The 24,774-nt window shown below is 64.0% G+C and carries 24 protein-coding genes and 1 tRNA gene; 5 read left to right on the top strand and 20 right to left on the bottom strand.

Annotated features, from left to right (window positions below; translation table 11 throughout):
* The first annotated feature begins 102 nt into the window (after nt 1–102).
* Nucleotides 103–1,566, top strand: coding sequence for an AMP nucleosidase (locus tag BVU99_RS06910; protein ID WP_049295930.1), 1,464 nt, complete (start codon nt 103–105; stop codon nt 1,564–1,566).
* Between the two features lie 36 nt (nt 1,567–1,602).
* Here the strand turns inward: BVU99_RS06910 and nac are convergent, their stop codons facing one another.
* Nucleotides 1,603–2,526 (bottom strand): nitrogen assimilation transcriptional regulator NAC, encoded by a 924-nt coding sequence (gene nac, locus BVU99_RS06905; RefSeq protein ID WP_099817429.1) that lies wholly within the window; start codon nt 2,524–2,526, stop codon nt 1,603–1,605.
* A 51-nt stretch (nt 2,527–2,577) separates the two neighbouring features.
* The gene (locus BVU99_RS24940) at nt 2,578–2,802 is read right to left on the bottom strand and encodes a hypothetical protein (RefSeq protein ID WP_126186879.1); all 225 of its coding nucleotides are present in this window, start codon (nt 2,800–2,802) and stop codon (nt 2,578–2,580) included.
* Nucleotides 2,803–2,864: 62 nt separating this feature from the next.
* Here BVU99_RS24940 and BVU99_RS06900 point away from each other — a divergent pair.
* A tRNA-Asn gene (locus tag BVU99_RS06900) sits at nt 2,865–2,940 on the top strand.
* 57 nt (nt 2,941–2,997) lie between these two features.
* Here BVU99_RS06900 and BVU99_RS06895 read toward each other — a convergent pair.
* Both BVU99_RS06895 and BVU99_RS06890 read right to left on the bottom strand, forming a co-directional pair.
* Entirely contained in the window at nt 2,998–3,438 is a 441-nt protein-coding gene (locus tag BVU99_RS06895) for a DMT family transporter (protein ID WP_025303411.1), read from the bottom strand.
* A gap of 17 nt (nt 3,439–3,455) precedes the next feature.
* Nucleotides 3,456–3,974: a GNAT family N-acetyltransferase gene (locus tag BVU99_RS06890; protein ID WP_089181067.1), complete on the bottom strand. Its 519-nt coding sequence runs from the start codon at nt 3,972–3,974 to the stop codon at nt 3,456–3,458.
* Nucleotides 3,975–4,012: 38 nt separating this feature from the next.
* On the opposite strand from BVU99_RS06890, the gene BVU99_RS06885 reads away from it, so the two are divergent.
* Nucleotides 4,013–4,582, top strand: coding sequence for an XRE family transcriptional regulator (locus tag BVU99_RS06885; protein ID WP_015378410.1), 570 nt, complete (start codon nt 4,013–4,015; stop codon nt 4,580–4,582).
* A 13-nt stretch (nt 4,583–4,595) separates the two neighbouring features.
* Here BVU99_RS06885 and BVU99_RS06880 read toward each other — a convergent pair whose 3' ends face one another.
* The 3 genes from BVU99_RS06880 to BVU99_RS06870 form a co-directional block, all read right to left on the bottom strand.
* Nucleotides 4,596–4,889, bottom strand: coding sequence for a DUF2623 family protein (locus BVU99_RS06880; protein ID WP_016927116.1), 294 nt, complete (start codon nt 4,887–4,889; stop codon nt 4,596–4,598).
* Between the two features lie 133 nt (nt 4,890–5,022).
* Entirely contained in the window at nt 5,023–5,610 is a 588-nt protein-coding gene (locus BVU99_RS06875; RefSeq protein WP_049208748.1) for a nitroreductase family protein, read from the bottom strand.
* Between the two features lie 69 nt (nt 5,611–5,679).
* Entirely contained in the window at nt 5,680–6,576 is an 897-nt protein-coding gene (locus BVU99_RS06870; RefSeq protein ID WP_043143182.1) for a LysR substrate-binding domain-containing protein, read from the bottom strand.
* A gap of 115 nt (nt 6,577–6,691) precedes the next feature.
* Between BVU99_RS06870 and BVU99_RS06865 the strand changes: the two genes are divergently transcribed.
* On the top strand, nt 6,692–7,327 hold the full coding sequence (locus BVU99_RS06865) for a flavodoxin family protein (RefSeq protein WP_099817428.1): 636 nt from the start codon (nt 6,692–6,694) through the stop codon (nt 7,325–7,327).
* An 8-nt stretch (nt 7,328–7,335) separates the two neighbouring features.
* Here BVU99_RS06865 and BVU99_RS06860 read toward each other — a convergent pair whose 3' ends face one another.
* The 8 genes from BVU99_RS06860 to ssuD form a co-directional block, all read right to left on the bottom strand.
* Nucleotides 7,336–8,553 (bottom strand): acyl-CoA dehydrogenase family protein, encoded by a 1,218-nt coding sequence (locus tag BVU99_RS06860; RefSeq protein ID WP_049203556.1) that lies wholly within the window; start codon nt 8,551–8,553, stop codon nt 7,336–7,338.
* Nucleotides 8,554–8,570: 17 nt separating this feature from the next.
* Nucleotides 8,571–10,004 (bottom strand): MFS transporter, encoded by a 1,434-nt coding sequence (locus BVU99_RS06855; RefSeq protein ID WP_099817427.1) that lies wholly within the window; start codon nt 10,002–10,004, stop codon nt 8,571–8,573.
* Nucleotides 10,005–10,187: 183 nt separating this feature from the next.
* Nucleotides 10,188–11,063: a MetQ/NlpA family ABC transporter substrate-binding protein gene (locus BVU99_RS06850; RefSeq protein WP_049203558.1), complete on the bottom strand. Its 876-nt coding sequence runs from the start codon at nt 11,061–11,063 to the stop codon at nt 10,188–10,190.
* Between the two features lie 2 nt (nt 11,064–11,065).
* On the bottom strand, nt 11,066–11,761 hold the full coding sequence (locus BVU99_RS06845; RefSeq protein WP_025303421.1) for a methionine ABC transporter permease: 696 nt from the start codon (nt 11,759–11,761) through the stop codon (nt 11,066–11,068).
* Nucleotides 11,762–11,766: 5 nt separating this feature from the next.
* Nucleotides 11,767–12,786: a methionine ABC transporter ATP-binding protein gene (locus BVU99_RS06840; RefSeq protein ID WP_025303422.1), complete on the bottom strand. Its 1,020-nt coding sequence runs from the start codon at nt 12,784–12,786 to the stop codon at nt 11,767–11,769.
* Between the two features lie 7 nt (nt 12,787–12,793).
* Complete coding sequence (locus BVU99_RS06835; protein ID WP_025303423.1) at nt 12,794–14,200, bottom strand: LLM class flavin-dependent oxidoreductase; 1,407 nt, start codon at nt 14,198–14,200, stop codon at nt 12,794–12,796.
* Nucleotides 14,201–14,284: 84 nt separating this feature from the next.
* Nucleotides 14,285–15,664: an FAD-dependent oxidoreductase gene (locus BVU99_RS06830; RefSeq protein WP_099817426.1), complete on the bottom strand. Its 1,380-nt coding sequence runs from the start codon at nt 15,662–15,664 to the stop codon at nt 14,285–14,287.
* Nucleotides 15,664–16,836: an FMNH2-dependent alkanesulfonate monooxygenase gene (gene ssuD, locus BVU99_RS06825; protein WP_025303425.1), complete on the bottom strand. Its 1,173-nt coding sequence runs from the start codon at nt 16,834–16,836 to the stop codon at nt 15,664–15,666. The genes BVU99_RS06830 and ssuD overlap by 1 nt, the downstream gene beginning before the upstream one ends.
* Before the next feature lie 277 nt (nt 16,837–17,113).
* On the opposite strand from ssuD, the gene BVU99_RS06820 reads away from it, so the two are divergent.
* Entirely contained in the window at nt 17,114–19,027 is a 1,914-nt protein-coding gene (locus BVU99_RS06820) for an aliphatic sulfonate ABC transporter substrate-binding protein (RefSeq protein ID WP_099817425.1), read from the top strand.
* A gap of 84 nt (nt 19,028–19,111) precedes the next feature.
* Here BVU99_RS06820 and BVU99_RS06815 read toward each other — a convergent pair whose 3' ends face one another.
* Genes BVU99_RS06815 through BVU99_RS06795 form a run of 5 tightly spaced genes read right to left on the bottom strand, consistent with a single transcriptional unit; the run spans nt 19,112 to nt 24,765 of the window.
* Nucleotides 19,112–20,242 (bottom strand): alkylhydroperoxidase domain protein, encoded by a 1,131-nt coding sequence (locus tag BVU99_RS06815; RefSeq protein ID WP_099817424.1) that lies wholly within the window; start codon nt 20,240–20,242, stop codon nt 19,112–19,114.
* Nucleotides 20,239–21,282, bottom strand: a complete 1,044-nt coding sequence (locus tag BVU99_RS06810) for a putative FMN-dependent luciferase-like monooxygenase (protein ID WP_043143170.1) — start codon at nt 21,280–21,282, stop codon at nt 20,239–20,241. The genes BVU99_RS06815 and BVU99_RS06810 overlap by 4 nt, the downstream gene beginning before the upstream one ends.
* Nucleotides 21,279–22,937 carry an ABC transporter ATP-binding protein gene (locus BVU99_RS06805; RefSeq protein ID WP_049203573.1) on the bottom strand — a complete coding sequence of 553 codons (1,659 nt, stop codon included), beginning with the start codon at nt 22,935–22,937 and terminating at the stop codon, nt 21,279–21,281. The genes BVU99_RS06810 and BVU99_RS06805 overlap by 4 nt, the downstream gene beginning before the upstream one ends.
* Nucleotides 22,934–23,824 (bottom strand): ABC transporter permease, encoded by an 891-nt coding sequence (locus BVU99_RS06800; protein WP_060447887.1) that lies wholly within the window; start codon nt 23,822–23,824, stop codon nt 22,934–22,936. The genes BVU99_RS06805 and BVU99_RS06800 overlap by 4 nt, the downstream gene beginning before the upstream one ends.
* Nucleotides 23,821–24,765 (bottom strand): ABC transporter permease, encoded by a 945-nt coding sequence (locus BVU99_RS06795; protein WP_049208728.1) that lies wholly within the window; start codon nt 24,763–24,765, stop codon nt 23,821–23,823. Before BVU99_RS06795 ends, BVU99_RS06800 begins: the two co-directional genes overlap by 4 nt.
* Nucleotides 24,766–24,774: the final 9 nt, after the last annotated feature.

Below are 24,774 nucleotides of genomic sequence, written 5' to 3'. Positions count from 1 at the left end.
CGTGCCCGTCATTTCGACCAAGCTTTTACGCCCTGCTTCGGCTAACCTGTGACGGTGAAATGCCGCCAATCCCGCCAGAGCCGGGACATCGAAGGAGAAAGTATGAGCTATGCCCCACCTCGCAGCGGCCTCAGCGCCGATCAGGCACTCGAACAACTGGAAGCCCTGTATGACGCCGCGGTAGACGCGCTGCGTCAGGCGGTCAGCGATTTTATCAGCCACGGCACCCTGCCGGATGAGCAGGCGCGCGCCGCGGGGCTGTTCGTGTATCCCGAGCTGCGCGTCAGCTGGGACGGGCAGCAATCCGGCCCAAACAAAACCCGCGCCTTCGGCCGCTTTACCCATCCCGGCAGCTACAGCACCACCGTGACCCGGCCGCAGCTGTTCCGCCACTATCTGGCCGAACAGCTGGCGATGCTGGAACACGATTACGCCGCCCATATTGAAGTGGCGCCGTCGCAGCAGGAGATCCCGTTCCCTTACGTGATCGACGGTTCCAGCCTGGCGCTCGATCGCTCAATGAGCGCCGGCATCGCGCAGCATTTCCCCACCACCGAGCTGGCGCAGATCGGTGACGAGACCGCCGACGGCCTGTATCACACCACCGACAACCATTTCCCGCTGTCGCATTTCGATGCGCTGCGCGCGGATTTCTCGCTGGCGCGTCTGCGGCACTACACCGGCACCCCGGTGGAGCATTTCCAGCCGTTCGTGCTGTTCACCAACTACACCCGCTATGTGGATGAGTTCGTGCGCTGGGCCTGCGCGCAGATCGCCGATCCGGCCAGCCCGTACATCGCGCTCTCCAGCGCCGGCGGTACCTACATCACGCCGGAAACCAGTGCGCCCGAGCAGGCGGTGTCCGATCTGGCGTGGAAAAACCACCAGATGCCGGCCTATCACCTGATTTCACGCACCGGTCAGGGCATCACGCTGATCAACATCGGCGTCGGGCCGTCCAACGCCAAAACCATCTGCGATCACCTGGCGGTGCTGCGCCCGAGTGCCTGGCTGATGATCGGCCACTGCGGCGGCCTGCGCGAAAGCCAGAAGATCGGCGATTACGTGCTGGCCCACGCCTATCTGCGCGACGATCACGTGCTGGATGCGGTGCTGCCGCCGGATATCCCGATCCCGAGCATCGCCGAGGTGCAGCGCGCCCTGTACGACGCCACCAAGATGGTCAGCGGCATGCCCGGTGAAGAGGTCAAACAGCGTTTGCGCACCGGCACCGTGGTCACCACCGACGATCGCAACTGGGAGCTGCGCTACTCCGCTTCGGCGCGGCGCTTCAACCTCAGCCGCGCGGTGGCGGTCGACATGGAGAGCGCCACCATCGCCGCCCAGGGTTACCGCTTCCGGGTGCCGTACGGCACGCTGCTGTGCGTCTCCGACAAACCGCTGCACGGTGAAATAAAACTGCCGGGCCAGGCCAACCGCTTCTACGAAGGGGCGATCTCCGAGCACCTGCAGATTGGCATCTGCGCCATCGATCTGCTGCGCGCCGAGGGCGATCGTCTGCACTCGCGCAAGCTGCGCACCTTCAACGAACCGCCGTTCCGGTAACGGTGCTCAGGCCCGCTGCGGCGGGCCGTTTTTTCCTCAACGCACCAGTGCCAGTGCGCGTTTTTCCTGGCTTCGACCGCCGGCGATCGACAGCAGCAGGTCTTTGACCAGCAGCGCCGGGGCGGACAGCGCCTGTTGACCCGACATGCACAGCGCCAGCGGCACCGACATCGTCGGCGCATTGATGCGTGCCATCCAGGCCTTGGCCGGGCCGATCATCGCGCGCGCCACCGATTCCGGCAGCACGGTCGCCCCCAGCCCGCTGGCGATCGCGGCGCTCAGCGCGCCCGAGGATTCGATCTCCCCCACCACGTTGGCAGCCAGCTTGCGCAGCGCCATCGCCTCCTCCAGCTGGTTGCGCACCGCATCGCCCTCGCGCGGCAGGAACAGGTTCAGCCGCGCCACGTCCAGCAGCTCGACGCTGTTGCCGGGATGCGGCACCGCGCGCGTCGCCACCAGATAAAGATCTTCGCGCATCAATGCGATGGAGTGCAGCCCGGCGGGCATCTTGGCGCCGTAGACCATCGCCATGTCCAGCGTCTGGTTAGCCACCTGTCCGGTGAGCGTCGTGCCGCCGTTTTCATGCAGGCTGAGCAGGATGCCCGGCTGCTGATCGCGCAGAGTCTGCAGCAACGGCAGCGCCAGCTGCGCCGCGGTGCTGCCTGACGCCAGCCCGAGCGACACCTGGCCGCTCATCGCCTGTCCGGCGCTGTTAACCGCGCTCTGCGCCTGCTCGCACTGGCGCAGAATGGTCTGCGCGTGGGCATACAGAATGTTGCCGGCCTCGGTCGGCTGCACCCCGCGCTTGGTGCGGATCAGCAGCTGTTGCTTCAGCTCTCCTTCCAGCGTCGCCAACTGCTGGCTGAGCGCCGGTTGGGCGATGTGCAACACCTCCGCCGCCTGAGTCAGGCTGCCGATATCGACGATTTTCACGAAGTACTTCAGACGTCTGAAATTCATAGTGCCTCCAGCGAGCCGCTAAATTGAGAATGCCGAAATCCGGTCATGCAATCACAGCAAGATCCAGGCCAGAGTCGGTAAACGGCCGTGGAAGCGGGGTACAAGGCGGTAAATGGCCGTTCGCCGGGCGGCGCGCGCCACCGCGCAGGGCAACCGTTGCACCATCGGCAGGCAACGGCGCCGATCAACGGGCAATTCGGCGACGCTGCGCGCGGGATAAGCGACAAAAGCGAGAAAAAGCAGCAGGTTGGGCAATCTTGCAGCAAACGAACGCATCGGACGTCTTCACGCTTTACAAGCCGCAACCGCCCCGCTATTATTCGCCCCGTTCACACGATTCCTCTGTAGTTCAGTCGGTAGAACGGCGGACTGTTAATCCGTATGTCACTGGTTCGAGTCCAGTCAGAGGAGCCATATTTAGAGAAGCCCGCTCAGGGAAACCCGAGCGGGCTTTTTGCATGTCAGCCGCCGTCAAAAGCTGCGTTTCGCCACCAGATAGGCGCCCGCCACCAGCAGCAGGGCGCCCAACAGCGCCGGCAGATTCTCGCGCAGCGCCGCCGGGCCGGCGCGGTAAACGTCCACCAGCAGCCCCATGCACAGCTGGCTGGCGACCAAGATCGAGATGGTGGCCGCCGCGCCCAGTTTTTGGTAGCCCAGGATGCCGGCGAACACGAACAGCGATCCCAGCAGCCCCGGTAACAGCATCCACCACCTGGCGGCGCCGGTCACTTCCGCCACCGCGCCGAGGCCGTTTTTGGCCAGCAGCAACCCCACCAGCAGCAACAAACCGACGCTGGAGTTGATCACCAGCGTGATAAGGATGGTCGAAACGCTTTCGGTAATACGCACCATCAACAGATTCTGCACCACCAGCCCCATCCCGGCCGCGATCAGCAGTAACAGCATATTCATCGCCCTGCCTCCCGGGGTCAGCGCGCCGGCGGCGCCGCCCGCTCGTCGAGCGTCAGCTGCAGGAAAGTCAGATCCAGCCATTGGCCAAATTTGGCGCCCACCTGCTCCATACGCCCCACCTCGCGGAACCCGAGCGCCAGGTGCAGCTGAATGGAGGCCCGATTGCCGGATTCGATGCCGGCCACCATCACATGCTTGCCGATCTCTCGCGCCCGTGCGATCAGCGCCAGCAGCAACGCTTTGCCAATCCCCTCTCCGCGATGCGCCTGATGGACATACACCGAGTGCTCTACGGTATGGCGATAGCCGTCCCAGGCTCGCCAATCGCCGAACGACGCGTAGCCGATCGCCTCGTCCGCGCCGTTCACCGCCACCAGCACCGGGTAGCCCGCCGCCTGGCGTTCGCCGATCCACGCCGCACGGTTGGCCGCATCCACGGTTTGTTCATTCCAGATGGCGGTGCTGTTCAACACCGCGTCGTTATAGATAGCGGCAATCGCCGCGCTATCGTTGAGCGTCGCATTTCGTATAATCATGGTTTACCCCGGCCAATTGTCCACTATAATACTACGATATGAATATTAAATTAGACAATCTAAATCAGCTGATCGGCGCGCGCATTCGCATCGAACGCGAGGCGCGCCACTGGTCGCTGTCCGATCTGGCCGAACGGGCGGGCGTCTCACGGGCGATGGTGCATAAGATCGAGCGCGGCGAAAGCAGCCCGACGGCGATGCTGTTGGGCAGACTGGCGGGGGCGTTCGGCCTCAGCATGTCCAAACTGATCGCCCGGGCGGAAACGCAAGAAGGCCGGCTGCTGCGCCGGGAAGATCAACCGGTGTGGGTCGATCCTGAGAGCGGCTACGTGCGGCGCCACGTGTCGCCGCGCACCGATCTGCCGCTCGATCTGGTGCGCATCGAACTGCCGGCCGGCGCGGCGATCCCGATGCCGGCTTCGGTGTACGCCTTCAAGCGTCAGCTGATCTGGGTTTTATCCGGCGAGCTGGTCTTTCTTGAGGGCGACGCGCGCCATGAAATGGCCGAGGGCGACTGCCTGGAGCTCGGCCCACCGGCGGACTGCCGCTTTGAAAACCAAAGCGATGAGGCATGCGTGTATATGGTGGCGGTGCTGAGCGCCGCCTGACGGCTCGCCGGCGCTACCCCTGCGTCGGCTGGTTATAGCCGGCGTGGAAAAACTTCTCCGCCAGCCGGCTGTCGCCGCCGGAGAAGAACTCGCTCATCGGCTCGCTGCCGAGGCCATAGGCGCGGCTGAGCTGCCCGGCCTCGAACGCCGCCCGGTTCTCGTCGCCGCAGCGCTGCGCTAAATGGTGCGCATAGCCGAGCACGAAGCCGCGCTTGTAGTCGGAGCAAAAGCGCGACAGCTCCGCCTCCGGCTTCAGGTTCTCCGCCTTTAACCCCGCCAACAACCCTTTGCCAAAATGATCTCCCACGGGTTCCTCCTCATTAACGCAATCGCTATATAACAAAATATACAGCGAATAAGCGAACGCGAACATACTCCCAAAGTTTTACTCGCCGCATAAAAAAGGCCCGCAAAGCGGGCCTCGGCGAGAACGCGGGCAATCACAGCGTGAAATTCAGCCCTTCGCTGACGGTATTGCCCAGCGGCAGGCGGCCCGACGGCGCCTCTTTTTCCTGCAGGAAATCCGGCAGGCGGGCTTTGTCGCCCGGTTTGCCGATCGCCACCATGGCGTGCACCGCATAGTCGTCCGGCAGCTGCAACGCCGCTTTGATCTTGTCGTGGTGAATGCCGCTCATGCAGTGGGTCAGCCAGCCTTTCAGGTGCGCCTGATGCGCCAGGTTGGCCCAGGCGGCGCCGGTGTCGAACGCGTGGGTCGGGTTGTCCACCAGCCGCTCGCCGTTCAGGCTGGTGGTTTTGGAGACGATCACCACCAGCGCCGAGGCGTGCTGCGCCCAGCCGCGGTTGAAGTCGATCAGGAACTCCAGGTAGTTCTCCCAGCTGTCGGAGCCGTGCTTGCTGTAGGCAAAGCGCCACGGCTGAATGTTGTAGGCCGAAGGCGACCAGCGCGCCGCTTCAAAGAAGCTCAGCAGCGTTTGATCGTCGATGGCGTCGTTGGTCATCGCGCGCGGCGACCAGCGCTCGATAAATTGCGCGTCAATCGGGTAATCGGAGGTTCTTGGCTGGCTCATGATAGGTTCTCGCAGTGAAGTAAAAACAAAAGTTCGCTGATATTCCCACAGCTTAGGACGGTAAAACTTTTATTTCGTGCCATTGCCTTGCGGCAGTTCCTGCTGCAGCCAGGCGAGAAACGCCCTGACCGGCGGGTGCCGCTCGCGTCCCGGCGCGCACAACACGCTGTACGCGGCCCCCGGAACGCGCACCTCCGGCCGGTACGCCACCAGCAGACCGTTGTCCACCATCTCGGACACCATCACCGAGCTGGCGAGCACCAACCCCTGCCCGGCCACCGCCGCCTGCAGGGCGTAATGTTCCTCGTGATAGCTGCGCATCGCCGCATGGCGCTGCCACCAGTCCACGCCGGCGGCCCGGCACCAGTCATGCCAACCGCTGTCGTACAGCGCAGAATCCCCCCACTTCACGGTGATCAGCACCGGATTTTCCGGTTCGGCGGCAGCCAGCCCCGGCGCGGCGTAAACGCCAAAGCTCTCCTCCAGCCGCGCCGTCTGATGCAGCGAGGGATAGTGTGCACGGCTGTAGCGCACCGCCACATCCACGCTGGCGTCCTGCTGCAGATCGATCACCTCGGCGCAGGCCTCCAGGCGCACCAGATAGTGCGGGTACGCCTGGTAGAAACGCCCCAGGCGCGGCACCAACCACAGCGCCGCGAACGAGTGCGTCACCGAGACGCACAGCGAGCCGCTGCTGGGCTGCGGCCGCAGGCCTTCGAGCGTGGCGGCGATGTCCAGCAGCGCGCCGTGCACCCCGGCGAACAGCGTTTCTCCCTTCGCCGTCAGCCGCACGCCGCGCGGCACTCGCTCGAACAGCGCAAACCCCAACTGCTGCTCCAGCGCTTTGATCTGGTGCGAGATCGCCGTCGGCGTCACCGCCAGCTCGGCCGCCGCCAGCTTGAAGCTGCGCAGGCGAGCGGCGGATTCAAAGGTGCGTAATGCGTTGACGGGCAGCGTGGCGAACATGGCGAAATCCCTCTAGGTGAGTTGAATTCATCCTGGCAGAAAAGCCGTCATTTGTCGCCTGCCGTCACTTGTTTCTAAAGTAGGGTTGAATTCACTTCATACCGAGGAACATGACATGAATACAACTCATCAATCCAAACGTCTGGTTGTGCTGGTCGGCAGCCCGCGCCGTGACGGCAACAGCGCCACGCTGGCGCAGGCGATCCTGGTGGGCGCCGCCGAAGCCGGCACCGTCGCCAGCCTGCATTTTCTCGATGATTACCTGAGCGGTTTTCTGAGCGATGAACGCCATACGCCGCCGCCGGGCGATCGCTACGCCGAGCTGTTCCTGGAGCACTTCCTGCCGGCCGACGGCGCGGTATTTTGCACGCCGATTTACTGGTACGGCATGTCGGCGCAAACCAAGGCCTTTTTCGATCGCTCGTTCAGCTTCTATTCCAACGCCTACCCTCAGGCGGAACAGGTGCACCAACGCATGAGCGGCAAACGCATCGGGCTGGCGGTGGCGTCGGAAGAAACTTATCCTGGCGCGGCGCTGGGCATCGTGCATCAGATCCAGGAGTTCAGCCGTTACACCCATTCCGCCTTCGTCGGGCTGGTGCACGGCGCCGGCAACCAGCGCGCTGAGATCGTCCGCGATCCGCGCAACCCGCTGCAGGCCGCCCGCGAGTTGGGGCGCGAGTTCTTCACCCGCCCCTACTCGGATTATCAGATGGACAGCCCGCGTAGCACGCAGGTTTGGACGGAATAGCCACGGCCTCAACCGCCACTGCCGATTTGCCAGATAAAGGTCGGCGTATGGCGGTTAATTTCCCAGTCACCGATATTGCGCGCCTTGTAGATCACCGGATTATGTGAAGAGAGCGTGCGCGCATTGCGCCAGTGGCGATCCAACGCCTTGCCGGTACGGGTATCTGAAGCGCCGAGCGCATTGAACAATTCACCGGCGGCGCGCTGCACCCACTCCCCGGCGATGACCTGCGCCCTGGCGGCGTCCAGTTCCGCCGTCACGTTAAGCGCCTGCAGCAGCGCTTCATCGCCGGAACGATGCGCCTCATAAGCCTGCTGCAGCGAGGAAGTCGCTTTTAGCACCGTCGCCTCAACCGCATAGGCCCAGGCGCTGATTTGCCCCACCACCTGCTGGATCTGCACGTCGTCCTTCACCCAACCGGCGTTGCCGTGGCTATAGATCCTTTTACGTTGCCTCACGCCCTCGCCGACGTCTCGCAGCACCGCGCGACCGATCCCCGCCAGCGTCGCCAGCAACACATGCTGATAGAACGCAGTTTGGTAACGGAAGCGCTCGGCAAAGGCGTAGACGTGCGCCTGCTCGACCTGCGCATCAATAAAACGCGTGGTGCCGCTGCCGGTAGTGCGTTGGCCAAATCCGTCCCAGTCGTCGTCGCGCTCTACGCCCGGCTGGGTGACGTTCACCAAAGCGATCACCGGGCCGCCGTTGTCGCTACGCTCGGCATACACGTCGATCCAATCGGCAAACAGACTGCCGGTGCTGTAAAATTTCTCGCCGTTGAGCGACCAGCCGTCGGCCTGCGGCGTTACCCGGGTATTGACCTGCCCCAGCTTCACGCCGCCGATCTCGGTCCAACCGCTGCCGACCAGCTCGCCGTCGAGAAAGCGTTCGAACCAGCGATCGCGTTCCGGGCCGTCCGGCGCGTTCAGCCGATCTTCCACGAAGGCGAAATGCGCCCGCAGCGCCTGCGGCAGGTTAGAGTCCGCCTCCGCCAGTTCGGCCAGCAGTTCGAACAGCTGCGGCAACGAAGCGCCGTCGCCGCCCTTTTCACGCGGGAGGCGCACCTTGCCGAACCCCGCCTCTTTCAGCCAACGGATCGGTTCATGCGGCAGCGTGCGCGACAGCTCTCGCTCCACCGCCCCGGCGGCGATTTCGGCGAAGATCGGCCGAAAACGCGCGGCCAGCTGTGCGTAGTCTGCTCCGGTGGATAACAGGTGTTGCGTCATGTCAGTGTCCTCTGTGGTTAAGCGCGATCGGCCAGATCGTCGATATCGTGCGCCGTCGGTTCAAAGCGAATGATCAGCAGGAAGACGATGGGGATCGCCGCCGCCAGTGAAACAATCAAAAACATGTCGGTGCCGAAGCGCGCCTGCAAAATCGGCAGAATAAACAGCGCCAGCGCGCTGCCGATACCGGACAGCGAACGGCCGAAACCGACGCCGGTGGCGCGGATCGCCGTCGGGTAAGAGAGCGCCGGATAAATCATCATCTGCGCGCCGGGGCCGAATCCTTCGGCGAACAGCCATAGGCCCAACATCAGGATCGCCAGCCCAACGCCGAACGCCGCCTGCGGATGTCCGATCAACGCCAGGGCAATCAGCGCGATAAACTGCAGCGCAAATCCGGCGATCGCCACCTGGCGCGACGGATACTTCCATGCCAGACGCATGCCGAGCAGGCCACCGGTAAAGGCGAACAGCACGTTCAGCCCGAGCGAAGCGGAGATAGTTTCAAACACCCCGGCGCCGAGAAACTGCGCCAAAATCGACGGCAGAAAGAAGGCGATGGCGGTGTATTCAAAGGAAATGCAAACGTTCATCACGCTGGCGACCAGCGTGCGCTCGCGGTACGGCTTGCGGAACAGCACGCGGAAGCTGACCTTCGGCGGCGCCGCCGGTTGGGCGGCGTCAGGTTCCGCCTCATGGGCGGCAATGCCGTATGACTCGCGCAGGATGCGCGCCGCCTCTTTCAGATCGCCCTGGTTAGCGGCCCACAGCGGCGACTCGTTCATAAACTTGCTGCGCACCATGATGATGAGCAACGCCGGCACGGCGCCGAAAATTAACGAGGCGCGCCACAACCAGTTCGCATATTCGGCCGGCAACAGAAAATAGAGCGCAAAGATGATCAGAAAACACACCGACGAAGCGGCGTACCACATCGGGCACCAGGCCGCCAGGCGCGACGCCTTGTTGGCCTTGCCGGTGAATTTGGAGAATTCGGCCAGATAGGCCATCGCCACCGGCAAATCGATGCCAACGCCGATCCCCATCAAAAAGCGCGCGCCGATCAGCACCCAGACGTTGGGCGCCAGCCCGGCGGCGATGGCGGAAACCACAAAAAACAGCATATCGGCCATAAACACCTGATAGCGGCCGTACTTGTCGGTCAACCAGCCGCCGACCAGGTTGCCGAGAATGGTCCCGACCATGATCGAAGAAGTTACCACCCCGGTCAGCAGCGGGCTGAGGCTGAATTCACGCACCACGTCATCGATGCCGTAAGACAGCGTGGTCAGGTCATAGGCATCGAGAAAAACACCGCCCAGCGCCAACAGCACGATCATGCGCGCATGGGTATTTTTCTCGCTGCGCTGGTTAATCAAACGCGCCACATCGCTGGCCGAGCCGATGGGCGCAGATAACGGCGGCGCGGTATCGATATTTAAGGTACTCATAGCTTCCTCGTTGTAATTGGCAGGTGACACCTCGTTTATAGGGTGAAAAAACTACGCCGACAAACAACAATTTCTTCTATAAATATCATTAATATCAATAAATTAAACACAGTTACAGCGTAACAAAAACGCCGGATTAACGCGCGTTAATCCGGTCTTTATCACGGTCATTTCGGGCGGGGATTATTCTGCCGATACCGGCACCAGCACGCCTTTCACCAGCGGGTCGTCGGTGCTTTTCAGCCACGCCTGCAACCTGGGATCGGCAAACGCCCGCTGCAGCTTGCGAATATTTTCGTCCTGCAGATAGGGCGTGCCAATCACCAGCTGCGAGGCGAAGGTCTTCGGCGCCGGTGGGAACAAGATGCCCTTCTCACGCGGCACCTTGCCGGCGTCGAACTGCGACACATAGCCAATGGCCGCATCTACCGAATTCAGCGCGCGCGGCATGGTCAGCAAATCCAACTCCTTGAAGTTAAAATGGCGTTTGTTCTCGCGAATGTCTTTCAGCCTGGCGGTGCGCGCCTCGATCGCCGGATCCAGCCCGATCAGTCCAATGCGCTGCAGCAGCCACAACGCCTGCCCCTGATTGGCGCCGTCGTTGGGCACCACGATCTCCGCGCCGTCCGGCAACTCCGCGATCGACCTATAGCGGTCGGAATAAATGCCAAACGCCCACTGAAACACCGGCAGCGTCGGGGTCAGCTTAAAACCATTGGCATCTACCACCTGCTTTAGCCACCATTGGTGCTGGTAGATCGTGGCGGCGTACTGCCCCTGCGCCACCGCACGATCGGCCTGCACCGGATCCTGCAGGCCAACCGCCTCCAGCCTAAGGCCGTAATCCGGCGCGATATGGTCGCCGACGTACTCGATCACCCGCTGCTCTCCGGCCATCGCCGGCTCAAAGTGCACTTTCAGCGTGCTGCCGAACTGCACCGTCTGCTGCTGGCCGGCGCTGAAGTGCCAAACCGCGGCGGCGATAATTGCCACCGCCGCGATACCCACCGGCCACGGCCAGCGTTTCTTCTTCACTATCTCAAAATCGTGATTAGGCATGATTAAAAGGTTTCCTGATGATGACGCAACGCGGCGACCAGGCGGTCACCAATAAACTGAATCAGTTGAATCGTGGCGATCAGCACCACAATGGTGGCGATCATGATGTGATTGTCGAAACGCTGGTAGCCGTACACCACCGCCAGATAGCCGATGCCGCCCGCGCCAATGGTGCCGGCGATGGCCGAATACTCGATCATCGAGATGACGTTCAGCGTGATGGCGGCGACGATCGCCGGCAGCGCCTCGCTGAGCTGCGCGCGGGTGACTATCTGCCAGATCGAACCGCCGGACACCAGCCCCACCGCCGTCACCTCCGGCGGCAGTTCGCGCAGCGCGTTCTCCACCAGCCGGCCAAAGAACGGAATGCCGGCGACGATCATCGGGATCACCGCCGCCGGAATGCCGATGGTGGTGCCGGTCAACCAGAAGGTGAACGGAATAATCGCCGCCATCAGCACCAGAAACGGCAGCGAACGGCCCATGTTCACTAACCAGCTCAGCGCGCGATTCAGCGCCGGACGCGGAAACAAGCCGCGCGATGAGGTGTTGAACAACACCACGCCGACGGCGCCGCCGATCGCCACCACAAACAGCATCACAATGCCGACCATCAGCCAGGTTTCGCCGTAGGCCGGCAGCATCAACCGATGGATCTCGCGCCAGGGTGTGTCCTGGCTCATCACGCTGTCAGACAGATTTTTCATACCGCCTCCTGCAAGGCCGCCGGCTGTTTCAGCACCTCGGCGAGAATGCCCAACCGCCGCAGCTCGCCCTGCAGTTCAGCCACCGAACGCGAACCGCCGCCAAAACGCACCGCAATCTCTAACCGCCCGGCCAGGCTGCCGCCCACCACTTCAACGTGGCCGCCCAGCAGATCGATCTGCAGGTCGAGTTGGCGGCTGATGCGGCTGATCCAGTCGGTGGCCGCCGGCTGACGGGCGGAATAGGTCACCTGCAGCCGCAACGCGGCGTCGGACGCCAGCGTCTTCAGCGGGAACAGCTGGCGGCCCAGCGAGGAATCGGGCGCCGCCAACAGCTCGCGCACCGGCCCTTGCTGCACAATCACGCCGTCGCGGATCTCGGCCACCGCGTCGGCGGCGTCGCGCACCGCATCCATCTCGTGGGTGATCAGGATGATCGACAGGCCATACCGATCGCGCAGCTGTTTAAGCAGGCTGAGAATGGCCCCGGTGGCGTCCGGATCCAGCCCGGAGGTGGCCTCATCCGCCAGCAGCACCGACGGATTCAGCGCCAGCGCGCGGGCGATGCCGACCCTTTGGCGCTGGCCGCCGGACAGTTGAGCCGGGTAAAACGCCGCCTTGTCCGCCAACCCTACCGCTGCCAGCAGGCTCTTTACCCGCTTGTCGATATCGCGCGGCACCACGCCCAGATAGGTCAACGGCAGCGCCACATTCTGCCAGGCGGTTTTACGCTGCAGCAGCGCGGAAGACTGGAACACCGTGCCTATCGCCCGCCGCTCCCTGCGCAGCGCCTCGCCCGCAAGCCGCGACAAGTCCTGGCCGTTCACCCGGATACTGCCGCTGCTCGGCCGCTCCAGCAGGCTGATGCATTTCGCCAGCGTCGATTTGCCCGCCCCGCTGGGGCCGACCACGGCGGTAATCGATCCGGCCGGCACCTGCAGCGAAACGCCCTTCAGCACCTCAATCCGTCGCCCGTCCGGCGCGCGGTAAGCCTTGTGCAATCCTTCAATCTCTATCATCGCATCCTCACTTGACGCTCAGTGCATCGGCCAAGAGCGCGCCGGCCGGCCAGCGGTAGCCCACCGCCGGGTGCGGCTCTGCCAGGCGCGGCCCCTGATTGAACAATTTTTCTCGCAGAGTGCCCGCTGTGTAGTCGCGCTTGTACACTCCGCGTTTTTGCAGCTCGGGGATAAGCAGTTCCACCACGTCGGTGAAGGTTTCATGGGTAACGGCGTAGGCCAAATTGAAACCGTCAACATCCGTTTCCTCCACCCACGCCTGCAGTTCGTCGGCCACGGTTTGCGGGCCGCCCACCAACAGCGGGCCGAAACCGCCGATGCCGACCCATTCGGCGATGCCCTGTACGGTCCATTCACGGCTGGGATCGGCGCTGGAGAAAGTTTCCACCGCCGACTGAATGGCATTGGTGTGCAGATGCTTCAGCACCTGATCCGGCTGATACTGACCGAAATCGATGCCGGTCCAGCCGGACACCAGCGCCAGCGCGCCTTCGTAGCTGGTATAGGATTTGTATTCCCGCCATTTTTCCTGCGCCTGCCGGTCAGTTTCACCGACGATCACCGTCTGCAGGTTGAAGATCAGGATGCTGCGCGGGTCGCGCCCGGCCTCGGCGGCGCGGCGGCGGATATCGGCCACGGTTTTTTTCAGCAAGGTTTTCGAAGGAGAGGCGACAAACACGCATTCGGCGTGCTCCGCGGCAAATTGCTTGCCACGGCTGGAAGCGCCGGCCTGATACAACACTGGCGTGCGCTGCGGCGAAGGCTCGCTCAGGTGAATGCCCGGCACCTGGAAGAACTCGCCTTTGTGGTTGATCGGATGAATTTTCGCCGGATCGCTGAAGATGCGCCGCTGACGATCGCGCAAAATCGCGCCGTCTTCCCAACTGCCCTCCAGCAGCTTGTAAACCACCTGTAGGTATTCATCGGCGTAGTCGTAGCGCGCATCGTGATCGGTCTGCGCCCGGTGGCCAATATTGCGCGCGCCGCTCTCCAGGTAAGAAGTGACGATATTCCAACCGATACGCCCCTTGGTCAGGTGATCAAGCGTCGACAATCTGCGGGCGAAAGGATAAGGGTGCTCGAATGACAGCGAGGCGGTCAACCCGAAGCCGAGATGTTCGGTAACCAGCGCCATCGGCGTCACCAGCGCCAGCGGATCGTTAACCGGCACCTGCGTCGCCTGGCGGATCGCCGCGTCGCCGCTGCCGTTAAGCACGTCGTAAATCCCCAGCACGTCGGCGATAAACAATCCATCGAACTTGCCGCGTTCCAGCAGGCGCGCCAGATCGGTCCAATATTCGAGATCCTTATACTGCCAGGAACGGTCGCGCGGGTGCGCCCACAGCCCCGGCGACTGATGGCCGACGCAGTTCATATCAAAAGCGTTAAGACGAATTTCACGTTGCGATGACATAGCGAGCTCCACAATTATCTGCCGGCCACGGGCGGAGCCGGGCCGGATGGGGGGTCTTAGGGTGTTAAAAACGGGAATGGACGATCAGTTTGCAGCCGGACATCGCACCAGCAGGTATTGCGCGACGCTTTGGGCGTGTTCCGCCACCTGCGGCAGCCCCATCAGTTCGCCGAAGCGGCCGCGCGCCGCCGGGCCGGCCACCAGCAGGCGCGGGTTGGCAAGGCCGTCGCCGCCGATCGCCTGGCTGTCGGCATTGACCCACAGCCCCAATCCCAGCGGATCGGCGCGCAGCGCCCCCTGCTCCGCCAGCGAGCTGAGCAACGGGCTGGCGGCGATCAGGCCGGCATGGGCCGGACCCGTAGCGATCAGCAGCCGCTGCGCCTGCAGCGCCCGCTCTGCGCCCTGGCGCGGCAGAATCGTCAAACGCACGCCCTGCGGCGTGGGTTCTGCCCGCCGCAAACGAGCGGCCAATACCTGCAGCGTGCCCGCCGCCTGTTGCTCCGCCAGCAACGTGCTCACCTGCGGCGCAATGCGATAGCGGTGCACGTCCCAATAGGCGCGCAGATGCCGCAGAAAGCGCTGCTGTTCGGTCGGCGTCAATGCTTGCCACAGACGCTGGCCCTGGGCGCGCACCTCGTCCAACACCGCCTGCCACGGCACCCGTTGCCCAGCGGCGCGCGCCACCTCAAGGCGCACCTGCCGCACCCCGTCACGCAGTCCGGATGGCGGGGTAAACGACCACGTCGGGTACTCCCCTTCGGCATTGGCACGCGGCAACAAGCCATGACGAGAGAACGCGGTAATCGGCCCACGATGCCCGCGGCGGTACAACGCCGCCACCGCATCGGCCATCGTCAGCCCGCTGCCGACGATCGCCAACGATTCATCGGGTTCAATCTCATCCAGAGCCCCCTCCGCCCAGGGATTGGCGATTAACCGCGCGTCGCGCGCCAGTTCTGGGGCGATCTGCCGCGGCAGCGCGGGCGGCGGATGGCTGGTCGCCAACACCACATAATCGCCCCACAGCCGTTCGCCGCCGGCGGTGATGACGGACGCGCCCTGCGCCTGCGGCTGCAGGTACTGCGCCCGATCGCGCAGGTGCCGCAAGCGGGCCTGGCCCGACTGCGCCGCCTGATGAAAACGCTCCTCGACATAGCGGCCGAAGGCGCCGCGCTGCGGATAGGCCTTACCGTCGCGCCATAGCGCCTGCGGATCGGCCGTCAGCCCGCCGCCCTGACGGAACCAGCGGTCAAAATCCCCCGCGGGCTCATCCGCCAGCTGCATCCTATCGGCCGGGACGTTGATGCGGTGGGTCGGCTCGGTGGTCGAATACGCCACGCCATAGCCCGGCGCGGCGCGCGGTTCGATCACCGTGACATCCACCGCTCCGCGCGCCAGCTGGATCGCCAGCGCCGCGCCGGTGAAACCACCGCCGATAACGATAATATGGGCACGCTTCGCCATCAGCCCTCCCGCTGCGCCGGGCCGGGACGACGATCGCCGCCGATGGTTTCGCCAAACGGGCCGGTATTGATCGTGCGAGCCGTCTGATGAGCCGACTGCGCCAGCGGCAGCAGCGGCATCACCAGCTCGGCGAAGCGGTGAGCTTCTTCCAGATGCGGATAGCCGGAAAGGATGAAATTGTCGATGCCCAGCGCCTGATACTCACGTATGCGCGCCGCCACCTGCTGCGGATTGCCCACCAATGCGGTGCCGGCGCCACCGCGCACCAGGCCGACGCCGGCCCACAGGTTGGGGCCGATGCGCAGACTCTCGCGCGAGCCGCCGTGCAGCTCGCTCATGCGGCGCTGGCCGGTGGAGTCCATGCGCGCAAAGATCTGCTGCGCCGCCGCGATGGTGTCGTCATCCAGATGCGCGATCAGTCGCTCGGCCGCCGCCCAGGCTTCGTCTTCAGTTTCGCGCACGATAACGTGCAGGCGAATGCCATAGCTGAGTTTACGCCCCTGCCGCTCGGCGCGCTGGCGCACCACCGCCAGCTTTTCCGCCACCTGAGCCAGCGGCTCGCCCCAGGTCAGGTAGGTGTCGATCTGCCCAGCGGCGATGTCGATCGCTTCCGGCGATGAGCCGCCGAAATAGAGCGGCGGGCCGTTTTCCTGCACCGGCGGGAACAGCAATTCGGCGCCTTCGACGCGAATATGCTTACCGCTGAAATCCACCTTCTCCCCTTGCAGCAGCCGTTGATACACCGTGAGAAATTCCTGTGTCACTTCGTAACGTTCGGCATGGCTGAGGAAGATGCCATCCCCTTTGTTTTCCACCGGATCGCCGCCGGTCACCACGTTGATCAGCAGGCGTCCGTCCGACAGCCGATCCAGCGTCGCCGCCATGCGCGCCGCCAGGCTCGGCGGCTGCAGGCCGGGGCGCACCGCCACCAGATAGCGCAACCGGCGGGTGATCGGCGCCAGCGCCGCCGCCACCAGCCAGGAATCCTCGCAGCTTTTACCGGTTGGGATCAGCACGCCATAATAGCCGAGGTTGTCGGCAGCCAGCGCCACCTGCTGCAAATAAGGCAGGTCCACCGGGCGCCCGCCCTGCACCGTGCCCAGATAGCGGCCGTCGCCGTGGGTCGGCAGAAACCAGAAAACGTTGATGCGATCTTTCACTGACTCAGTCATTTATGCCTTTCCTATATAACTATTTTCAGTATTTATCGATAGAAAAACCTTGCTTGGTTATAAAAAGAAAAGCAGGATGCATGCCACATTGCAGATTTTAAAAAACCAATACATATCAATATATTGATGAAATATCGACGTCAAAACACTGCTGCATTGGCAGCAGGCAGCGGCGGAAAGCTGTTGCCAATGCAGCACCGTGCGCCTTTTATCCTCTCGCGGCTGCCCATTGGCTGGGATAAGATTTTTTTCCCATCGTCGTAGACAGGAGACGCCCATGTACGATCCCCAACCGTTCGCCGCCGACAAGCCGGTGCTGATCGATCCGGCGTCGCTCGCTCTGCAAAGCGTGCTCGATCGGCTGGCTCCCACCGACGCCACCGTGCTGATCGTCGGTGAAACCGGCACCGGCAAAGAAGTGGTGGCGCGCTATCTGCACCACCACAGCGCGCGCCGCCATCAACCTTTCCTGGCGGTCAACTGCGGCGCGCTGACGGAAAGCCTGGCGGAAGCCGAACTGTTCGGCCATGAGAAAGGCGCCTTCACCGGCGCCGTCGGCACTCATCAGGGCTGGTTCGAAGCGGCGGAAGGCGGCACCCTGCTGCTGGACGAGATCGGCGAGTTGAACCTGTCGCTGCAGGTCAAGCTGCTGCGCGTGCTGCAGGAACGGGAGATCACCCGCGTCGGTTCGCGCAAACCGCTGAAGATCGATGTGCGGGTCATCGCCGCCACTCACGTCGATCTGGCCGGCGCGATTCGCCAACGGCGGTTCCGTGAAGATCTCTATTACCGCCTGAACGTGGCGGCGGTGACTTTACCGCCCTTGCGCCAGCGGCCGGAGGATATTCCGGTGCTGGCCAGACATTTTCTTGCGCTGTACGCCCGCCGTCTGGAACGGCCACTGCCGCGGTTGACGGCGGAAGCGCAGCAGGCGCTGCTGGACTACCCTTGGCCTGGCAACGTGCGCGAGCTGGAGAACACGCTGCATAATGCGGTCTTGCTGAGCCAGGAGGGGGCGATCGCACCGCAGCAACTGCAGCTCACCCATCGCCTGACGGATAACGACGGCGGCAGCGACGACGCCATCGACCGCTTTGTGCAGCGGCAGTTGCAAGGCGACAGCGCACAGCTTTACCAACGGGTGCTGGATGCGCTGGTGCGCAACGCCTTCGAAAGCAGCGGCGGCAACCAGCTGCAAGCGGCGTCGTTGCTTGGCGTCAGCCGCAATACCCTGCGCACCCATTTGGCACATCTTGGTCTGATCAAACCGCGCCGTCGCAGCGCCGGCGCACCCGCACATTCACCGGCCATCGCCGCAGCGTCTCTGCCCGAACGCGAACTGCGCATCGGCTATCAAAAGTTCGGCAACCTCGGGGTGCTCAAGGCGCGGCAAAGCCTGGAACAGCTCTTCGCCACACAGCGCATCAGCGTGTTGTGGAGCGAGTTTCCCGCCGGGCCGCAGCTGCTGCACGCGCTCGACGGCGATGAGATAGACTTCGGCACCACCGGCGAAGTGCCGCCGATCTTCGCCCAGGCACAGGGCAATGCGCTGGTGTACGTCGGTTTTGAGCCGCCTGCGCCGCAGAGCGTGGCGATGGTGGTGCCGCAAGACAGCCCAATACGCAGCGCCGCCGATCTGCGCGGCAAACGCATCGCGCTCAACAAAGGCTCCAACGTGCACTATTTATTGCTGCAGATGCTGGACGAACAGGGATTGACGTTGAACGACGTGCGTATCGTCTACGCGCCGCCGAAGTATCCGCTGTCGGCGACCGACCTGCAGGCGGTAGACGCCTGGATGATGTGGGATCCGCTGCTCAGCGACGCGCAGCGCAACGGGGAACTGCGCGTGATCGCCGACGGCACCCAGCGGGTGCTCAATCAGCAATTCTACCTGGCGCGCCGCGGCTTCGCCGAGCGTTCGGACGATCTGTTGCGGCCGCTGATGCAGGCGCTGCAGCACACCGGCCGCTACATCGCCGCGCAGCCGAGAGAAGCCGCTCTTCACCTTTCCAACGAACTGGGGCTGGCGAGCGCCTCACTGGAACTCGCGCTGTCGCGCCGCAGCCACGAGGTTCGCGCCATGGATTTACAGGTGATCCGCCAGCAGCAAAGCATCGCCGACCGCTTCTACGCCCTCGGGCTGCTGCCCAGAGCGATCGCCGTGCGCGAGGCGGTTTGGCCGATGTGATCCCCTGCCGAAAGCGCCAACGCCAGATGTCCGGTGGATTCCAGGTTGCAGCCGACAATGCCGCCACCTGAAAGATGGCAGGGATCAGAGATAAGGTTCGCCCAGCGTCAACATCAACCGGTTGGCCCAGGCAAAAAACGCCGTCGCCTGCACCAAATCCAACAGCGCCAGCTCATCCAGGCCCTGAGCGCGCAACGCCGCCAGCTGCCCGGCGTCGGCCTGCGGCGGCGTTGCGGATAGTGCGGCGGCAAAGGTTATCTGCGCTTGCCAGGCGTCATCCTGCCCCTGGCTCAACGCGCCGCCCGGCGCCACCGCCAGCAACCGATCTATCTCGGCTTCGCGCTTCGACAGCTGCGCCGCCTTGCGCGCATGCACCGAGGCGCAGTAGATGCAGCCGTTCACCTTGCTGGCGACCGTTGCCGCCAGCTCGCGATCCTGCCGCGCCAACCCGCCGGAGGTATAAAAAATCGCCCGGTCCGCCAGCGTGCGTTGTTCCAGCACCGGATGGTTGCGCGCCAACAGGCGGAAGTAATCGGAATCGGCGTGGCCAAACCGCTCTAGCAACGCCCGGCCGGCGTCATCGAATTCCGCCAACGGTTTGGCGGCGATCCACGGCTCCCACCCCAGTTCTTGCCGGGTAAACGCCGGCAGCGCGTGACGGCCGCCTCGCGTCGTGCGCTCCGTACGCCAGCGGCCGGCCGTTACCGGCTGATGCGCCGCAGCGTCGTCCGTCTTGCCGCCCAACAGCCGGTAGCCCCGCAGCAAGCGGCTTTGGAAACTGACAAAGGCGATTAACTGCGACAATGTGACGATGGCGTCCAGCGACCAGCCGGCCTGCCGCAGCGCCTGCAAGTGCTGGGCGTTGGCGTTGGCCGGTTGAAACGCCAAACGTTCTGCATGCGCCAACGCCACCGGCAGCCGCTCGTCTTCCGGCGCGTCGCCCTGACGTTCCAGCAGAGCAGCGTAGTGCGCGGCCAAGCGCGGCTCGCCGTGCCATTCACTGATGCGCTGAGCCAAGCGCAGCCGCTGCGCCAGCGGAAAATCGCCGGCGTCCGCAGGCGCAAACAGCGCCAGATAGCTGGACTGAACGGCATCGGTCGCCGCCTGACGGGTGGCTCTGGCCTGCGCCAGCGTGGAATCCGGCGCAATCTCGGCCAGTTCGGCCAGTTCGGCCAGTTCGGCCAGCAGATCGACCTGGTGCGATAATGTCGTCATAGCTTTTCCTCAACGTGATATTCATAAGCAGCGGCAGGCGTGCCGCGCCGCCAGCCCAGTTCAGGGGCCACGTGGCGGGCGATAAGATCGATAGAACGCAGAATATGGGCGTGCGGTGGATCGATAGAGTGCACCTGAAACGCCAGATCGGTGACGCGCGCCAGCGCGCTGTCCCGTTGTAACGAGGCTATCACCTGATCTGGCGTGCCCAAGTGCACGTCGAAAGCGCGGATCAGGCCGTCGAGCGACGTATCGGCCAACCGGTGGCCGCTGGCGCGCATACGCTCCAGCCCACGGCTCAACCCGGCCGTGGCGAAGTCGCGCGCCTGCTGGCCGTTCTCGCTGACAAACGCGGTGCGCGACCCCATGATGCGCGGTGCCACCCCTGGCGGCAGCGCCGCCAGATAAGCGTCAATGATCGGATTCTGCAGTTCGTCCAGCGGCAGGTCAGGCGCGTCCGCGGGGCGCGGCTGCGTGCGCGACAGCATCAGGCCGTCACCGGCGCGGCCTGCCCGTTCCCCCCCTTCCACCGAGAACGTGGCCTGCCAGACACGTTGCGCCAGCTGCGGCGCCGCCGGGTACAGCCGGTTGTCTTCGCCGCCCAACGCCTCTGCGCGCCAGGCACTCAGCAACGTGCGCAAATTCTCGGCGAATGCCGTGTTGCGCTGACCGGCGTCGAGACCGAAAGCGGCGAAAGAAGACGGCGTGCCGCCGCCGGCCACGCCCACCTCCAGTCTGCCGTCGGACAACAGATCCAGCACCGCAGTGTCTTCCGCCACCCGCAGCGCCGACTCCATCGGCAACGTGATCACCCCGGTGCCCAGCCGGATACGGCGGGTGCGTGCCGCCGCCTGCGCCAAAAACACCAGCGGTGATGGCAGACCACCCTCATCAGCATGAAAGTGGTGCTGCGCCACCCAAGCGGTGTCGAACCCGGCTCGTTCGGCGTGCACGATCTGTTCGATCGCCAGCCGGTAGCGCTCCTGCGCGCTGCCCTGATCCAGCAATCGGGTGAAGAAACCGAGTCTTTTTCCGCTCATATCGCCTCCTCAAATTTTGGCTGTCCGGCATGCGATGCGCGGCCGGGAATGGCGGCGATCAATTGACGGGTGTAATCGCTCCCCGGCATGGCGAACAGCTCGGCGGTGGCGCCGCCGTCCACCCGTTCACCGCGGTGCAATACCGAAACGCTGTGCGAAATCCGCCGCACCGTCGCCAGATCGTGAGAAATAAACAGGTAGGTCAGGTCCCGCTCCTGCTGCAACTCTTGCAACAAATGCAGGATCTGCGCCTGCACCGTGACGTCGAGCGCCGACGTGGCCTCATCCAATACCAATATTCGCGGTTGCAGCACCAGCGCGCGGGCAATCGCCACCCGCTGACGCTGGCCGCCGGACAACTCGTGCGGCCTGCGGTTCAGCAAATCGGGCGGCAGCGCAACCCGTTCGAACAACTCACGCACCCGCCGATCGCGCTCCGGTTTGCCGATCGGCGCGAAATTCAGCAGCGGTTCTTCAATCACCCGATAGAGAGTCTGTTTGGGATCGAGCGAGCTGAACGGATTCTGATAAACCAGCTGAATGCGCTGCCGAAACTGACGCAGCGCTTCGCCCCTGAGACCGATAACGTTGACGCCGTCGATCAGGATCTGCCCGGCATCCGGCCGCTCGAAGCCCAGCAGGCAACGCGCCAGCGTGCTTTTGCCCGACCCGGACTCTCCTACCAACGCATGGGTGGTGCCGCGCGGCACGCTAAACGACACACTATCCAGCGCGCGGAACCCCTGGCCGCCGGACAGCCGAAAATCCTTCACCAGCGCCTGAACCACGATCGCCGGCGGCTGCCCGCTGCGTTTCGGCGGCGGCGCAACGGCGCCGCTCAATGAAGGCACATCGGCAAACAGTTTGCGGGTGTATGCGCTGGCAGGCGCGCGCAGCACCTCCGCGGTAGCCCCCTGTTCCTGCACCCGGCCGTGGCGGAACACCAGCAGTCGATCGGCGCGTTCCGCCGCCACGCCCAAATCGTGCGTCACCAGCAACACTGCAGTGCCAGATTCGCGCCGCAGCTCGTCGATCAGATCGAGAATGCGTTTTTGCACCGTCACGTCCAGCGCGCTGCTCGGTTCGTCGGCAATGATCAACGCCGGCTGCAGCGCAATAGCGATGGCGATCAATACCCGCTGCTTCATGCCGCCGGAAAGTTGATGCGGAAACTGGCGCGCCCGCAGTTCCGGGTGCGTCAGCCCGACGCGAGTCAACAGTTCCGTCACCCGCTGTTGTACCTGCGCGCGCGGCAACCGGCGGTGAATATTGACGATCTCCGCCACCTGCTCGCCGATGGTTTTTACCGGGTTGAGCGAGCTGGCGGGATCTTGCGGGATCAGGCTGATTTGCGCCCCTCTCACCGCATCCAGCCGCCGCGATGACCAGCCGGCGATATCGGTACCGTGCAGCCGGATGGTGCCCTGTTCAAGGTGGCCGTTGTCGGCCAGCAAGCCGATGATCGCCTGCGCCGTGGTGGTTTTGCCGGAACCGGATTCGCCAACCAGCGCCACCACCTCGCCCGGCTCAATCGTGAACGACACCTCATGCACCACCCTTCGCCTGCCTTCGTTGCCCTCATAAGCGATGGAAACCTTGTCCAGCGCCAGTACCGGCGGCCGCGCCGCCCGTTGCCATGCCGCTTGCATGCTCATCGCGCTTTTCCTCCCAGCGAACGGCTGATGTGGTTAGCCGCCAACACTACCGCCACTACCACAATGCCCGGGAAGGTGGTCAGCCACCAGGCGGTGGAAATGTAGTTGCGCCCTTCGGCGATCAGCAGCCCCCATTCCGGGGTTGGCGGCGGAGTGCCGTAACCGAGGAAACTCAGGGTGGCGATCGCCAGGATCGCGCTGCCGAACTGCAGCGCCGAGAAGGCGATCACCGAAGTCAGCGAGTTCGGCAGGATATGCCGCCACAGCACCGCCCAAAAGCTACCGCCGCTGCCGTAGGCCGCTTCAACGTAATCGCTGTGCCGCACTCGCACCACTTCCGCCCGTGCCAGACGGGCAAAGTTGGCAACTGAAGTGACACCCACCGCGATGGCGGCGTTGACCGTACCGAAACCAAGCAGGATGATAATGCTCAGCGACAGCAGCAGGCCGGGGATCGACAACAGCACATCGACGACGCGCATCACCGCGTCGTCCGCCACGCCGCCCAACGCACCGGCGATCAGGCCGAGCGCGGTGCCGAACACCAACCCCAGCGCCACCGCCACTACCGCGCCGGCCAGGGTTTGCGACGCGCCGTACACCATGCGCGCATACAGGTCGCGTCCCAGCTGATCGGTGCCAAGCCAATGGTCACCGCCGGGCGCCAGCCGCTGCGCGCCGGCAATGCCTTCGGTGCCGCTGTAGGCGGTAAACAGCTGCGGCGCCAACGCCCACAGCACCACCAGCGCAATGACCGCCCAGGCCAGAAAAAGCGTCAGGGGGACACGGCGGCGGCTGGGGCGACTGGCGGGCAGCGCGCCTTCACTTTCAGCGCCGGACAGATCGCGCTCAGGAACCGTGGCTTTTTCAAAGGAGATACTGCTCATAGGGATGCTCCTGCCTGGGTTTTCAGCCGCGGATCCAGCAGTGGGAACAGCAGATCCACCAGCAAATTGATGATGACGAAAGCGGTGGCCGAGATCAGCACTATCGCCTGCAGCACCGCCACGTCCTGGTTGACCACCGCTTGCTGGGTCAATTGCCCCAGGCCGCTGCGGCCAAACACGGTTTCGGTGATCAGCGCCCCGGCGATCAGTTCGCCGAACAACATGCCGGCGATGGTCAGCGCCGGCAGCATGGCGTTGCGCGCCACATGCCGCCATAGCACCCCGCTGCGGCTGGCGCCCTTGGCCCGCGCCACCGCGACGAACGGCTGGGTTTGCACCGCATCGATGCTGCGGATCAGAATTTGCGCCAACGGCGCAGAGATCGGCAGCGCCAGCGTCGCGATCGGCAAAATCAACCCCTGCCACTCGCCGGGGTTAATGATCGGGATCAGCTTCAGGCGGAACGAAAAGAGCTGAATCAGCACAATGCCCAGCCAAAAGGTGGGCACTGAAACGAACAGCGACGGCAGCATCTGCAGCGCCGAACGCAGCCAGCCGAAGCCGGTCAGGTTGGAAGCAAAAGCGATAATCAGCGCCAGCAGCAACGCCACCGCAAAGCCCAGTACCGCCAACTGCAGCGTGGCGGGCAGATTAGCCGCCAGCAGCGCGGTAACCGGCACCCCGGCCTGCATTGAGAAGCCCAAATCGCCATGCAGCACGCTGCCCAGGGTATGCAGATACTGCCGCCACAAGGGGACATCCGCGCCATAGGCCGCGCGCATGTCGGCGATCTGCGCCGGGCTCAGCCCCATGTCCGGGTTCTGGAATTTGATCAGGATCGCATCGCCCGGCAGCACCTGCAGCAGGAGGAACGACAGGGTAAAGGCCGCCCACAGCACCAATGCCGCCTGCCCGATGCGCCCCGCCAGATATCGCTTCATTGCGCCCCC

The sequence above is a fragment of the Serratia sp. OLAL2 genome (genome assembly GCF_002752475.1).
Lineage (GTDB): Bacteria > Pseudomonadota > Gammaproteobacteria > Enterobacterales > Enterobacteriaceae > Serratia > Serratia bockelmannii.
The sequence above is the reverse complement of the archived record's forward strand: the minus strand, read 5'-3'. Positions and strand labels throughout refer to the sequence as shown.

Bases quoted from the DNA above. Each gene is read 5' to 3' on its own strand.
- BVU99_RS06910 (WP_049295930.1), top strand. From the start codon at position 103: ATGAGCTATGCCCCACCTCGCAGCGGCCTCAGCGCCGATCAGGCACTC.
- nac (WP_099817429.1), bottom strand. From the start codon at position 2,526: ATGAATTTCAGACGTCTGAAGTACTTCGTGAAAATCGTCGATATCGGC.
- BVU99_RS24940 (WP_126186879.1), bottom strand. From the start codon at position 2,802: ATGCGTTCGTTTGCTGCAAGATTGCCCAACCTGCTGCTTTTTCTCGCT.
- BVU99_RS06895 (WP_025303411.1), bottom strand. From the start codon at position 3,438: ATGAATATGCTGTTACTGCTGATCGCGGCCGGGATGGGGCTGGTGGTG.
- BVU99_RS06890 (WP_089181067.1), bottom strand. From the start codon at position 3,974: ATGATTATACGAAATGCGACGCTCAACGATAGCGCGGCGATTGCCGCT.
- BVU99_RS06885 (WP_015378410.1), top strand. From the start codon at position 4,013: ATGAATATTAAATTAGACAATCTAAATCAGCTGATCGGCGCGCGCATT.
- BVU99_RS06875 (WP_049208748.1), bottom strand. From the start codon at position 5,610: ATGAGCCAGCCAAGAACCTCCGATTACCCGATTGACGCGCAATTTATC.
- BVU99_RS06870 (WP_043143182.1), bottom strand. From the start codon at position 6,576: ATGTTCGCCACGCTGCCCGTCAACGCATTACGCACCTTTGAATCCGCC.
- BVU99_RS06865 (WP_099817428.1), top strand. From the start codon at position 6,692: ATGAATACAACTCATCAATCCAAACGTCTGGTTGTGCTGGTCGGCAGC.
- BVU99_RS06860 (WP_049203556.1), bottom strand. From the start codon at position 8,553: ATGACGCAACACCTGTTATCCACCGGAGCAGACTACGCACAGCTGGCC.
- BVU99_RS06855 (WP_099817427.1), bottom strand. From the start codon at position 10,004: ATGAGTACCTTAAATATCGATACCGCGCCGCCGTTATCTGCGCCCATC.
- BVU99_RS06850 (WP_049203558.1), bottom strand. From the start codon at position 11,063: ATGCCTAATCACGATTTTGAGATAGTGAAGAAGAAACGCTGGCCGTGG.
- BVU99_RS06840 (WP_025303422.1), bottom strand. From the start codon at position 12,786: ATGATAGAGATTGAAGGATTGCACAAGGCTTACCGCGCGCCGGACGGG.
- BVU99_RS06835 (WP_025303423.1), bottom strand. From the start codon at position 14,200: ATGTCATCGCAACGTGAAATTCGTCTTAACGCTTTTGATATGAACTGC.
- BVU99_RS06830 (WP_099817426.1), bottom strand. From the start codon at position 15,664: ATGGCGAAGCGTGCCCATATTATCGTTATCGGCGGTGGTTTCACCGGC.
- ssuD (WP_025303425.1), bottom strand. From the start codon at position 16,836: ATGACTGAGTCAGTGAAAGATCGCATCAACGTTTTCTGGTTTCTGCCG.
- BVU99_RS06820 (WP_099817425.1), top strand. From the start codon at position 17,114: ATGTACGATCCCCAACCGTTCGCCGCCGACAAGCCGGTGCTGATCGAT.
- BVU99_RS06815 (WP_099817424.1), bottom strand. From the start codon at position 20,242: ATGACGACATTATCGCACCAGGTCGATCTGCTGGCCGAACTGGCCGAA.
- BVU99_RS06810 (WP_043143170.1), bottom strand. From the start codon at position 21,282: ATGAGCGGAAAAAGACTCGGTTTCTTCACCCGATTGCTGGATCAGGGC.
- BVU99_RS06805 (WP_049203573.1), bottom strand. From the start codon at position 22,937: ATGAGCATGCAAGCGGCATGGCAACGGGCGGCGCGGCCGCCGGTACTG.
- BVU99_RS06800 (WP_060447887.1), bottom strand. From the start codon at position 23,824: ATGAGCAGTATCTCCTTTGAAAAAGCCACGGTTCCTGAGCGCGATCTG.
- BVU99_RS06795 (WP_049208728.1), bottom strand. From the start codon at position 24,765: ATGAAGCGATATCTGGCGGGGCGCATCGGGCAGGCGGCATTGGTGCTG.